At 59.7% G+C, this 12,208-nt stretch carries 12 protein-coding genes; 9 read left to right on the top strand and 3 right to left on the bottom strand.

All coding sequences use genetic code 11. The features are described from left to right. Positions 1-116: 116 nt before the first annotated feature. The gene (locus tag Q0601_RS10505) at positions 117-1,265 is read right to left on the bottom strand and encodes a phosphoserine transaminase (RefSeq protein WP_305289771.1); all 1,149 of its coding nucleotides are present in this window, start codon (positions 1,263-1,265) and stop codon (positions 117-119) included. A gap of 189 nt (positions 1,266-1,454) precedes the next feature. On the opposite strand from Q0601_RS10505, the gene Q0601_RS10500 reads away from it, so the two are divergent. From Q0601_RS10500 to Q0601_RS10465, 8 genes are all read left to right on the top strand, one after another. Then, positions 1,455-2,219 carry a sulfite exporter TauE/SafE family protein gene (locus tag Q0601_RS10500; protein ID WP_305289770.1) on the top strand — a complete coding sequence of 255 codons (765 nt, stop codon included), beginning with the start codon at positions 1,455-1,457 and terminating at the stop codon, positions 2,217-2,219. A 4-nt stretch (positions 2,220-2,223) separates the two neighbouring features. After that, positions 2,224-3,360, top strand: a complete 1,137-nt coding sequence (gene dapE, locus Q0601_RS10495) for a succinyl-diaminopimelate desuccinylase (RefSeq protein ID WP_305289769.1) — start codon at positions 2,224-2,226, stop codon at positions 3,358-3,360. Beyond that, positions 3,357-3,773, top strand: a complete 417-nt coding sequence (locus tag Q0601_RS10490) for a GNAT family N-acetyltransferase (RefSeq protein ID WP_305289768.1) — start codon at positions 3,357-3,359, stop codon at positions 3,771-3,773. The genes dapE and Q0601_RS10490 overlap by 4 nt, the downstream gene beginning before the upstream one ends. A gap of 124 nt (positions 3,774-3,897) precedes the next feature. Beyond that, a complete protein-coding gene (locus tag Q0601_RS10485) occupies positions 3,898-4,791 on the top strand; it encodes a hypothetical protein (RefSeq protein WP_305289767.1) in 894 nt (297 codons plus the stop codon). Between the two features lie 13 nt (positions 4,792-4,804). Then, a complete protein-coding gene (locus tag Q0601_RS10480) occupies positions 4,805-5,311 on the top strand; it encodes a hypothetical protein (RefSeq protein ID WP_305289766.1) in 507 nt (168 codons plus the stop codon). Between the two features lie 161 nt (positions 5,312-5,472). Beyond that, positions 5,473-7,734, top strand: coding sequence for a ribonuclease R (rnr, locus tag Q0601_RS10475; protein ID WP_305289765.1), 2,262 nt, complete (start codon positions 5,473-5,475; stop codon positions 7,732-7,734). A gap of 243 nt (positions 7,735-7,977) precedes the next feature. Continuing rightward, on the top strand, positions 7,978-8,952 hold the full coding sequence (locus Q0601_RS10470; RefSeq protein WP_305289764.1) for a siderophore-interacting protein: 975 nt from the start codon (positions 7,978-7,980) through the stop codon (positions 8,950-8,952). A 310-nt stretch (positions 8,953-9,262) separates the two neighbouring features. Further along, positions 9,263-9,787: a gluconokinase gene (locus Q0601_RS10465; protein WP_305289763.1), complete on the top strand. Its 525-nt coding sequence runs from the start codon at positions 9,263-9,265 to the stop codon at positions 9,785-9,787. A 32-nt stretch (positions 9,788-9,819) separates the two neighbouring features. Here Q0601_RS10465 and Q0601_RS10460 read toward each other — a convergent pair whose 3' ends face one another. Next, a complete protein-coding gene (locus Q0601_RS10460) occupies positions 9,820-10,689 on the bottom strand; it encodes a 50S ribosomal protein L11 methyltransferase (protein ID WP_305289762.1) in 870 nt (289 codons plus the stop codon). A 136-nt stretch (positions 10,690-10,825) separates the two neighbouring features. Here Q0601_RS10460 and Q0601_RS10455 point away from each other — a divergent pair, with 136 nt between their 5' ends. Continuing rightward, positions 10,826-11,728 carry a DMT family transporter gene (locus tag Q0601_RS10455; RefSeq protein ID WP_305289761.1) on the top strand — a complete coding sequence of 301 codons (903 nt, stop codon included), beginning with the start codon at positions 10,826-10,828 and terminating at the stop codon, positions 11,726-11,728. A gap of 11 nt (positions 11,729-11,739) precedes the next feature. Here the strand turns inward: Q0601_RS10455 and soxR are convergent, their stop codons facing one another. After that, positions 11,740-12,204, bottom strand: a complete 465-nt coding sequence (gene soxR / locus Q0601_RS10450; protein ID WP_305289760.1) for a redox-sensitive transcriptional activator SoxR — start codon at positions 12,202-12,204, stop codon at positions 11,740-11,742. Between the last annotated feature and the right edge of the window lie 4 nt (positions 12,205-12,208).

The following is a 12,208-nucleotide window of genomic DNA, read 5'->3' as shown; positions in this document are numbered from 1 at the left end:
CCCCCCCCCCCCCCCCCCCCCCCCCCCCCCCCCCCCCCCCCCCCCCCCCCCCCCCCCCCCCCCCCCCCCCCCCCCCCCCCCCCCCCCCCCCCCCCCCCCCCCCCCCCCCTCACAGGTCATTTCTGCGCGATCAGTTCCGCGCGATAGGCCCACTCGATCCACGGCATCAGCGCCGCCACGTCGCCGGCTTCCACCGTCGAGCCGCACCAGATGCGCAACCCCGGAGGCGCGTCGCGATATGCGCCAGCATCAAGCGCCACGCCTTCCGTCTCCAGCCGCTTGGCGACGGCTTTGGCGAAGGCGGCGCCATCCTTGATGGAGGGATCGGTGAATTTCAGGCAGACGCTCGTGGTCGAAGCCGTCACCGGATCCTCGGCCAGATCGGCGATCCAGTCCTTGTCAGTGATAAAATCGCGCACGGCTTTCGCATTCGCATCAGCTCGCGCGATCAGGCCCTGAAGGCCGCCGATCGATTGCGCCCATTTCAAAGCGACAAGATAATCCTCGACCGCCAGCATCGAGGGCGTGTTGATCGTTTCACCCCGGAAGATGCCCTCATTCAGCTTGCCGCCCTTGGTCAGCCGGAAAATCTTCGGCAGGGGACGGTCCGGCGTATAGCTTTCCAGCCGGGCGACGGCACGGGGCGACAGGATCAGCATGCCATGCGCCGCCTCGCCGCCCAGTACTTTCTGCCAGCTGAAGGTGACCACATCCAGCTTGTCGAACGGCAGATCCATTGCGAAAGCGGCGCTGGTCGCGTCGCAAATCGTCAGCCCGTCACGATCCGCGGGAATGGCCTCGCCATTGGGAACCCGTACGCCGCTGGTGGTGCCGTTCCAGGTGAAGACCACATCCTTGCCGAAATCCACCTGTGTGAAATCGACGATCTTGCCATAGTCGGCCTTGTGCACGGTGGCATCCAGCTTCAACTGCTTGACCGCATCGGTCACCCAGCCCTCACCAAAGCTTTCCCAGGCCAGCATCTCAACCGGACGCTCACCCAGCATCGACCACATCGCCATCTCGACCGCGCCGGTATCCGAGGCGGGCACGATGCCGATGCGGTAATCCGCGGGCACGCCCAATATTTCGCGCGTCAGATCGATGGCCTCGGCCAGCTTGCCTTTTCCGATGGCAGCGCGATGCGAGCGCCCAAGCGGCGCGTCCGACAGCATATCCAGATTATATTCGGGGATTTTGGCGCAAGGACCAGAAGAGAAACGCGGATTAACCGGCCGCGTGGCCGGGATCGGATGATCACTCATATCATTCAGCCTTCCAGCTAATTGCCCTTCGTTGGGGAAGGGTTGCCCAAGACGGCACCTACAGATCCGCCGCAGAGAGTGCAACAGAAAAACGCCCTCTCTTTTCCCGCGCAGCCGGCACGTCACGGTTTTTGCAAATAGTGCAAATCCGGCATTCCCTATTCCCGCCGGCCGGGCTAGCTTGCGCGCATGTTCGGCGTCGAAATCTGGCAATTCTGGGCGGCAATTGTGATCACGGCCTTCGCCGGTCTGGTGAAAGGCGCGATCGGTTTCGCCATGCCAATGATCATGCTGTCCGCATTCGGGTCGATCATGCCTGCGACCACGGCGCTGGCATCCCTGATCCTGCCCGTCCTGCTGACGAATATCTATCAGGCTTTCCGTCAGGGCCCGGGCGAGGCATGGAAATCGATCAGCCGGTTTCGACTTCATATCGCGATGGTCGTCATATTCATGTGCGTCTCCGCCGCCTTCGCGCAACGCATCCCGCAGCCTGTCATGTATGTCACGCTTGGGCTTCCAATCGTCGGCTTCGCAATATGGCAATTGTCGGGGCGATCCCTGGCGCTGCCGGTTCAGCACGACAAGCCGTTCGAGGCGATCACCGGCATTATCGGCGGTCTTTACGGCGGAATTTCCGGCATATGGGGACCGCCGCTGATCGTTTACCTGCTGTCGGCCGGGGTCGGAAAACGCGAGCAGATCCGGGTGCAGGGCGTGGTATTCCTGATCGGTGCGGTCGTTCTGACCGGCGCACATCTGACTTCGGGCCTGTTGAATTCCCAGACCCTGCCGCTGTCGTTCATTCTTTGCCTGCCTGCCTTTGCCGGGATGTTTGCGGGCTTTGCCTTGCAGGACCGGCTTGATGTGGTGCAGTTTCGGCGCTGGACGCTGGTGCTTCTGATCCTGACCGGACTGAACCTTGTTCGTCGTGCCATTGAAATCTGGATGTAAGCAAATGACCGATGCCGCCGACCTGACCGCCCGCCTGATCCGCTGCCCCTCCGTCACGCCCGAGGAAGGCGGAGCGCTTGTTCTGCTTGCCGAAATGCTGGGCAAGGCGGGGTTCGAGGTGCATCGCGTGGACCGCAACGGCACGCCGAATCTGTTTGCCCGCTGGGGCGCGAAAGGCGGCAGGACATTCGGCTTCAACGGGCATACCGATGTGGTGCCGCCCGGCGATTTGGGTTCATGGAGCCATCCGCCCTTCAGCGGACATGTCGAGGACGGGATTATCTGGGGCCGGGGCGCGACCGACATGAAATCGGGTGTCGCGGCATTTACTGCCGCCGCGATCGATTTCGTTACCCTGACCCCGCCGGATGGCGCGGTGATCCTGACGATCACCGGCGACGAAGAGGGTGCGTCAAAGGATGGCACCCCTGCCCTGCTGGACTGGATGACCGAACAGGGCGAGCGGATGGATGTCTGCATCGTCGGGGAACCAAGCAATCCCAATCATATGGGCGAGATGATGAAGATCGGCCGTCGCGGCTCGGTCACCTTTCATATCACCGCCACCGGGATTCAGGGTCATGCCGCCTATCCGCACCGTGCGAATAATCCGCTGCATGCCCTGACCCGCTATCTGAACGAACTGATTGCCGCGCCTTTGGATCAGGGAACGGATCATTTCGATCCTACGGGATTGCAGATCACCACGATCGATTGCGGCAACCCGGCCTCGAATGTCATTCCTGAAACCGCAACTGCGGTGGTCAATATCCGTTTCAACGATCTGCATAGCGGCGCTTCGCTGATCCACGATCTGACCGCGCGCGCCGACAAGCTAAGCGCCGAGACCGGTGTTTCACTGAAGATCGCTGCGGATATATCCGGCGAAGCCTTCCTGACCGAACCCGGCCCGTTCGTCGATCTGGTCCGTGATGTGGTCACAGCGGAATGCGGGCGGGAACCGGTCCTGTCCACATCGGGCGGCACCTCTGACGCCCGCTATATCAAGGATCATTGCCCGGTGGTCGAGTTCGGACTGGTCGGGCATTTCATGCATCAGGTCGATGAGCGTGTACCCAAGGCGCAGATCCGGCAGCTCAAGGATATCTATCAGAAGATCCTCGAAAGATATTTCGCATGAGAATCGAAGAGACTGATGACATCGATACCTGCCGCACCCTGCGCCGCGCCGTGTTCATCCATGAGCAGGGCGTGACAGAAGCCGATGAATGGGACGGTCTCGATGGTCAGGCGATCCATCTGCTGGCATGGCAGGAGGCCCGGCCTGTCGGCACCGCGCGGATCCTGCTATCCGGCGATATCGGCAAGATCGGCCGGGTCTGTGTGCTGCAGGATGCGCGAGGCATCGGGCTTGGTGTCGGGTTGATCCGGATGGCGGTAGACAAGCTGCGCGATTGCCCCGGCATAACCCAGGCCAAACTGAGTTCGCAGGTACATGCGGTCGGATTCTATGAAAAGCTGGGCTTTACGGCCATCGGCAAGGAATACGAGGATGCCGGAATCCCGCATCGCGACATGATCCTCGAATTGTAACACCAGCCCGCGACGATATCGCAGAGACCCCCGGCATGTAATGGCCGGGAAACTGGCCGGCCGGGATTGGTCGGGCGCGGCAGTGAAGAATGTTAAGTGCGTGTAAAATATCAGGTACGAGTAAATGGTAAATTTAGACATCTCCTACGAGAGCAATGTAGAATTTGGGCAGATCATTCAGAAATGCGGCTGTGCGGACGCTGTCGTCATGGTCGAACCCAGCCACGAACGCGATGCTGCGCCGATCCCCTTTGCAGCAACGCTACGCCGGATGGGGCGTGACAGCGCGTTGGAAGACAGCGGTGGAGAAGTGGAAATCTGGCAAACCAAAAAACACGGTATCAACATCTATAATCTCGATGTGAGGCCGCACACCGGCAGTTCACATCACGATTACCGGGATATTCCGCTGGACGCTTCCTTTCGGCATGACGTCCCCTTTCAGGGCAACCAGACCGCTTTCGTCCGGGTGAAAATCTCTCGCAAGGCGTCGATGATCTACGACATTCCGTATGATTTCCATATTGAGGATGATCATACTGCAAGTGAATATCCGACGTGGTACGAGAGCGAAACCATGGCGAAACTTACCAATGATCGTCCCGCCTGGCCACAATACATCAAGGCCAGTGCCGCCCGCTTTTCCGTCCCTGAAATCCTGATCTTATCGATTGCCGTGATGGAAACCACCCACGGATGGTATGATGCAATATTTCAACCATTTGGAGGTAACAAAACCATCCGTCCGATGAATATCAACGTACCCTACTGGTCAAAACTGTTCTCCGAGGATGACATGAACAACCCGGCCAAAAATTTCGATGCAGGCGCATTCATGCTGAAACGGATTATCGAGCGGTTGACCGTGAACGATCGAACCATTCGAAAAATTTCTACTCTTTACAATGATATAGATGCGAAAGTCGTCACCGATTACGGTGCTCGTGTCGAAGACTTCATGAACACCCTTCGTGAAGACTGGATTCCCAGTCCTCCGCATCCCGAAAGGCACCGGTAGGAAGGCCGTAGCCATGAAAATTTATGTGATTATCGCAATAATTATCTCCACCTTCTTCGGCCTTCTCCCCATCTATATTGGGACGAGATTCGACCAAGCAGAATTATGTGACCCTGAGCTGCTTTATTCGGCAGGGCGTACATGTGTCCCTCTGTGGGATCGAACACTCCTCTTCTTCGCCATCTATTTCGCGGTTGCTATCATATTCTTCACTGCTCTGTTCCTATACTGGAAGCTCATCATGTGGGCACTGAAAACGGTAGCGACCATGAAGAGCTATGCCATCATCGCAACGATCCTATCCGTGCTCTTTGGGATCCTGCCCCTGTATATGGCCAAGATCAGCGAGATGGATAACGAGATCTGCCACAGAGAAATCTGGCTCGAGACTGGAAAATGCGCAATCACCTTGGGGCAAGGATTGTTTACGTTTTCCCTCTATTTCGCGATCGCGGCCACATTCTTCATCGCTCTGGCACTGTTCTGGAAACTGATTATGCAGATGTCAGGGAAACAATGATGGCACCGCCCATCGCAACGACATCGTTGCAGTCCACCCCGGGCTGTCGCGGTGGTGACATCGATATGCGCAAGTCAGGTATGGAAGATTGCCGTTAGATCATGAATATTCAGCGTCAACAATCGGTCGCGTTTATCCGCACCCCCTGATAGGCTTGTCCCATGACCCAGATTCCCAGCAAGCAACAGATCATGGATTGGGTTGCCGACCACCCCGACGCCAATTCCAAGCGCGACATCGCCAAGGCGTTCGGTATCAAGGGCGCAGACCGGATCGAGCTCAAGCGGTTGCTCAAGGAACTCGAGGCCGACGGTCAGCTTGAACGCCGCCGCCGCCATTACCTTGACCCCGAGAAACTTCCATCGGTGACGGTACTGGAATTGCTGGCCCCGGACGGCTCGGGCGATCTGTTCGCGCGGCCGCTGCAATGGCGGGGCGATGGGCCGATGCCGCGTGTTCTTTATACGCCCCGCAAATCCGACCCGGCGCTGGGACAGGGCGATCGCATCCTTGCTCGCATGGTCGAGGCGCATGGCGAGGATTATCAATACGAGGCGCGATTCATGCGCCGCGTTCTAGCTCAGCCCAACCGGATACTCGGTATCTTCCGCAAAGAGACCGAAGGGGGGCGCATCGTACCCATCGACAAGGGCGCGGACAAGGAATGGCGGGTACGGGCGGATGATGCGCTGGGGGCGCAATCCGGCGAATTGGTGCAGGCCGAGCAAGCCGGACCGAAGGGGCGGATGGGCCTGCCGCTGGCCCGTGTGGTCGAACGGCTGGGTGATCCATCCGCGCCGCGCTCGGTCAGTCTGATCGCCATTCATCAGCATGGCATCCCCGACGAATTTCCGGGCAAGGTCACGGATGAGGCCGAAGCACAGAAACCGGCAAGCATGAAAGGCCGCGACGATCTGCGCGACCTGCATCTTGTCACCATCGATCCGGCGGATGCCCGCGATCATGACGACGCCGTTGCCGCAGAGATCGAACAGGATGGCGGTGCGGTGATATGGGTCGCCATCGCCGATGTCGCGCATTATGTCCGCCCAGGCTCTTCCCTTGACCGCGAGGCCTGGAAACGCGGCAATTCGACCTATTTCCCCGATCGCGTGGTTCCAATGCTGCCCGAGGCGCTGTCCGCCGATCTCTGCTCGCTGCATGAAGGCGAGGATCGCGCCGTGATCGCGGTCAGGATGCGGCTGGACGCAGAGGGAAACAAGGTCAGCCATAATTTTCATCGCGGCCTGATGAACAGCCGCGCCAGCCTGTCCTTTGAACAGGCGCAGGCCGCCGCAGATGGCAATCCCGATGATCAAACCGCACCGCTGATCGATACTGTCATCAAGCCTCTCTGGCACGCTTACGGGCTGCTGAAAGACGCCCGCAAGCGCCGCCAGCCCCTTGATCTGGACCTGCCCGAGCGCCGGATCGAACTCACCGCCGACGGGCGGGTGAAATCGGTAAACTTCCGCGAACGTTTCGACGCGCACAGACTGATCGAGGAATTCATGGTGCTGGCCAATGTCGCCGCCGCCGAGGAATTGTCCCGCCGTCAACGCCCGCTTCTGTTCCGCGTGCATGAAGAACCCGCGCTTGACAAGATCGATGCCCTGCGCGAGGTCGCGCAGGCGTCTGGCTTCACTCTGGCCAAGGGACAGGTGCTGCAAACCGGCCATCTGAACAAGCTGCTGGCGCAAGCCGAGGGCACGGATTTCGACGAGTTGATCAATATCACCACGCTTCGATCCATGACGCAGGCCTATTATCACCCCGAGAATTTCGGTCATTTCGGACTGGCCCTGAAAAGCTATGCGCATTTCACCTCGCCCATTCGCCGTTATTCGGATCTGATCGTGCATCGGGCATTGATCACCGCACATGGCTGGGGCGGCGGGCGTGACGGAAAACCGGATGGGTTGTCCCCCGACGATATCGAGCAGCTTTCGGAAACCGCCACCCATATCAGCGAAACCGAGCGCCGCAGCATGGCGGCCGAGCGTGACACGACGGACCGCTATCTCGCCGCCTATCTGGCCGACCGGGTGGGAACCGAAATGACCGGACGCATCAGCGGCATCCAGCGTTTCGGCGCCTTCGTCAAGCTGGACGAGACCGGGGCGGATGGGCTGCTGCCACTACGCGAGGTCGGGCATGAATATTTCCATTTCGATCCAGATACGCAGACCCTTCTGGGGGCGGATACCGGCACCGAGATCAGCGTGGGCCAGCGTGTCACCGTCCGATTGACGGAAGCGGTGCCGGTGACTGGCGGGTTGACGCTGGAACTGCTTGAACTGGAAGGCAAGGCGCTGCCGCGCGGTACCGCGAAGGGTAAGCGGGGGCGTAATCCCCGGCGCATGACCACGCAATCCCGACTGGCCGAGGTCAAACGGGCAAGAAAACGTCGCCGCAAGGGATAGCTGCCCGAAGATCGGCGATACTTGCGCAAAGGGCAAAATATTCGATTACAGGGCATGGATGAGCCGCGCGGTGGTTGCACCGCCACCCACACCGAAAGACGCGGGCATGGCGCATATCATCAGGACCGTTTTGCCGCGCCATCAAGCGCGTCGCATCATCTTCGCCATCGCCATTGCCGATAGAAATACTCTGTTATAAGCTGCATGTCTGAATCAGACCCGAAACAGGGAAAGACAAGCGGCGTGTCCCAATTACAAACCTTCCGCAGCACCGGTATCATCCCTCATCTTTCCGGTGCGGCGGTCGCTGCACTCAAGGCCCGTGCCTCAGCATGGGAAGTGCCATTGATCGAGTCTCCGGATCAACTGAGCATGTTTGTCTGGGACTGCGAGCTACGATTGAAGATCGAACCAGACTGCCTGCGCATCGACCTGAGCGGGCCTGAGGCGCGACTGATCGGCATCCTGCGGGACAGCGCAACCGAACTTTTCGAGGAAGCCGGCCTGACCGCCGAATGGGATCAGCTTGATATCGGCGCGCTTGCGCCGGGCCTGTCGCTGCTGCGGGTGGAAAGCGTCGCATCGCGCACGCCCGGCTTTATCCGGGTCAGGGTAACGGGACCCGAAGCAGGAAGATTCGCCGAACGTGGCCTGCATTTCCGTCTGCTGCTGCCGCCTTCCGGTCGCGATCCGGTCTGGCCCCGCATCTCGGCATCCGGGCGCACCGACTGGCCCAAGGGCGAGGACGCTTTGCACCGCCCGGTTTACACGGTCGTCGCGCAAGCCGATGACTGGCTGGATTTCGACATCTTCCGCCACGCGAACAGCCCGACCTGCGATTGGGCGCTATCCGAACCTGTCGGGCAACAGGTCGGGATACTTGGCCCCGGCGGCGGCTGGTGCCCTATCGCAAGGCGGCTTTGGCTGTTCGGCGATGAGACCGCCCTGCCCGCAATCGTGCGTATGCTGGATCTGGCCGAAGGAGAAGTCTTCGCTTCCATCTCGGCCTCGGTCGAGGATCTGGCAGAGATGACCACGGATCACCGTGTCACGCGGGTAAGCGATCTGTTATCCGCCTTGCGCGAACACGAACGGTTCGGCGAAGATGATTTTGTCTGGTTCGCAGGCCCTGCCGATCAGGCAAGGGAAGCACGCAAGCATCTGACATCGCTTGGACTTCCAAAAAAAAGCTTTACCGCCGCCGCCTATTGGGGATGAGACAGGCTGCGTCCTCTCGGTAGCGGCGATCCAGCCCATGACGACCGGCCATAACATGGGCTATTCCTCCATTCACAAAGAGCAGCCGGCCACTGACATGGTTCGAAAGCTCACCATCGGCAGCAGGAAGCGGATTTTCTGTTCACCGAGCGCTGCAGCGCGCATTTTTCCCGCAACCTGTTACGCGATGCGGTCATGCAGATACTGGCGCCAGGCTTGCCGGTTACCGTTCCAGGAATTACAGGTCGCTGACATGTTGCCTGCTGTGTGCTCCGCGCGGCGGGCATGATCTTTTCACAATGGGACGCGAATGCAGAACGTTACCAATCCTGGCAACCTGTGTGTTCTGGTCATGGGCCCAAGCGGAGTGGGAAAATCCACTTTCGCACAGGCGCTTGCCAGTGCATTGAACGCGAATTTCATCGAGGGTGACGATTTCCACCCCCCGCGAAACCGCGCAGCCATGAGTGCGGGCCAGCCGCTGACCGATGAAATGCGAATGCCCTGGCTGAACACGCTTGCCAATGCCGTCAGGACGTCAGCCGAACGGCAGGATACAGTCTTCACCTGCTCGGCGCTCAAGCTGCGCTATCGCGATCTGCTTCGGCTTGGCATCGGTAACCTCCAGCTTCTATGCCTGTCCGCACCGCGTGACCTTATCCGCGCAAGGATGAACGCGCGGCAGCATTTCATGCCAGCTGAACTGCTGGATTCTCAGATCGAAGCGCTTGAGATCCCGACATCCGAAGAAAACCCGATCATGTTGGACATGTCGCAGGATCTGGACGCGAATATCGGGATTGCGATCTCGGAATTGACGCGGCGACAGGATTAGGCCCGGAAAACAACGGCATTTACGTTTTGCGTTCAGCCGCGGGTCATTGTCAGGGTCACCCACTCCCCCAGATCGTCGCGGCGATCAAGCGAGAAGCCGGCATTCCGGTAAGCATCGATCACCTCAGGGCCCTGATCGGTCAGGATCCCGGACAGGATGATCTTGCCGCCCGGTTTGACAGAGCGCGCCATATCGGGAGACAGATCGATCAGGGGCTGCTTGAGGATATTCGCCAGCACAAGATCGAAAGGTGCCGCCTCTTCCAGTGTGGGATGATCGAAGCCCACCGCCTCGATACAGATCACCCGCCCGTCCAGCCCGTTTGCGATGACATTGGCGCTTGCCGTATCGACTGCAATCCGATCGATATCGCTGGCCAACACCGTCACCGGCCAGATGCGCGCCGCGCCCATGGCCAGAACCGCGGTGCCACAACCGATATCGGCGATGCGGCTGGGCTGATACCCTTCGTGAGCCAGCCGGTCGAGCGCTTCGAGGCAGCCTTTGGTCGTACCGTGATGCCCGGTGCCAAAGGCCATCGCGGCCTCTATGCACAATGCCTCGACGCCTTCGGGAATGCGATCGGAATCGTGGCTGCCGTGAACAAAGAACCGCCCGGCCTCGACCGGTGACAATTCGCGCCGGACATGCGCGACCCAGTCAACCTCCGGCAGTTCCGAGATGACGAATGGTTCCGCCTGATAGGCCGCAGCCAGCAAAGCCAGGGCAATTTCGTCCGGGCGTTCAAGGAAATAGACCCCGACTTCCCATCGATCCGATCCGTCTTCGATCTCGAACACGCCCGAACCAACCGGTTCGGGGGACAGATCCTCGCAGGCTTCGGCCAGCGCCTCGGCAGGCGCGCGTCCAGCGATATGGGTCAAAGCGGTGAATGTCGGCATGGTTGCAGGTTCCTGATCAGATTTTGCCGCCATAAACCGTTGGATCGCGGGACGCAATCGCCGCGACATTGCAGAACGCGCAACAATAGGTTAGCCGGAACCATCGATGACGATCCCAACCTGCGGGAGAGTGACCATGACAAGCGCAACAGAGATCCCTGCCCGTCCATCTTCCGAGGCACGGCCAGTCATTGCTGCGGCATGGATGATGGGCGCGGTGGCCTCTTTCACCTTTATGGCCGTGGCCGGACGAGCCGTTTCGCTGGAACTCGACACATTCGAGGTTCTGGGATGGCGTTCGCTCATGGGGGTGATCGTCATGGCTTTGGTGATCACCTTCAGCGGCTTGTGGAAGACAGTCAATCTGCATCGCTTCGATCTGCACCTGTCCCGCAATATCTTCCATTTCGCCGCACAGAATCTGTGGTTCTACGCGATCTTCACGATCCCGCTTGCGCAGGTTTTCGCGCTGGAGTTCACCGCGCCTCTCTGGGCACTGATCCTGTCGCGGGCCTTCCTCGGAGAACGGCTCAGCACTCCGCGGATCGTTGCCGCGCTTTTGGGTTTCATCGGTATCCTTCTGGTCACGCGGCCCGGTTCCGTGCCGATCACGCCGGGGCTGATCTCGGCTGCGTGCTGCGCCATCGGCTTCGCGATGACCTATGTTTTCACCAAGAAACTGACCACGGTGGCGCATACGGCTTCCATCCTGTTCTGGATGACTGTCCTGCAAGCCGTGTTCGGCTTTATATGCGCCGGAATCGACGGCGATATCGCGCTGCCTTCGCTTGCGGCGGCTCCGTGGGTGGCCGTGATCGGCGTGACCGGCCTGACCGCGCATTTCTGCATTACCTGCGCGTTACGGGTCGCCCCCGCAACGCTGGTCATGCCCTTCGATTTCCTGCGCCTGCCCGTGATAGCTTTAGTCGGGCTGCTTCTGTTCGATGAACCCGTCAGCCTGTTTCTGATCGCCGGAGCGGCCCTGATCCTGGGCGGCAACTATGTGAACATCAAAAGCGCAGCCGGTCGGTCGTCATAATAACGGCCTTCTCAGACCCCAAGACCGGGGGCACCGGGTCCCTGTCTGGCAGCACGGTCTTCCGGGTTGAACATTTCGCAAAGCTCATGCGACAGGCAGCCGCAACGGATACAGCCGCCCAGCCGGTCGCGGACCCGTTCAAGCATTCTGATCCGCCGCTCCAGATCATCGTGCCAGGCTTCGGAAATCCGTACCCATTCCTCACGGCCCAGCGGTCTACCTGAAAGCGCGGGCTTCAAAGCGGATCGGATCTCGGCCAGCGGAATCCCCGCCTGCTGACCGGCCTTGATGATCGCCAGAATGCGTAAACTGGCGCGTGAATAGCGCCGGTGATTGGCGGCATTGCGGGTCGAGCGAATCAGTCCTTCGCGTTCGTAGAAATGAATGGCAGAGATCGAGATTCCGCTGCGCTTCGATATCGCACCAACCGACATGATCGGAGCCGAGGGATCAATTTTGTTGATTTTACAAGACATTTTT

The organism is Paracoccus wurundjeri (assembly GCF_030678915.1).
GTDB classification, from domain to species: domain Bacteria; phylum Pseudomonadota; class Alphaproteobacteria; order Rhodobacterales; family Rhodobacteraceae; genus Paracoccus; species Paracoccus onubensis_A.
This window is presented reverse-complemented; position numbering and strand designations above follow the sequence as displayed.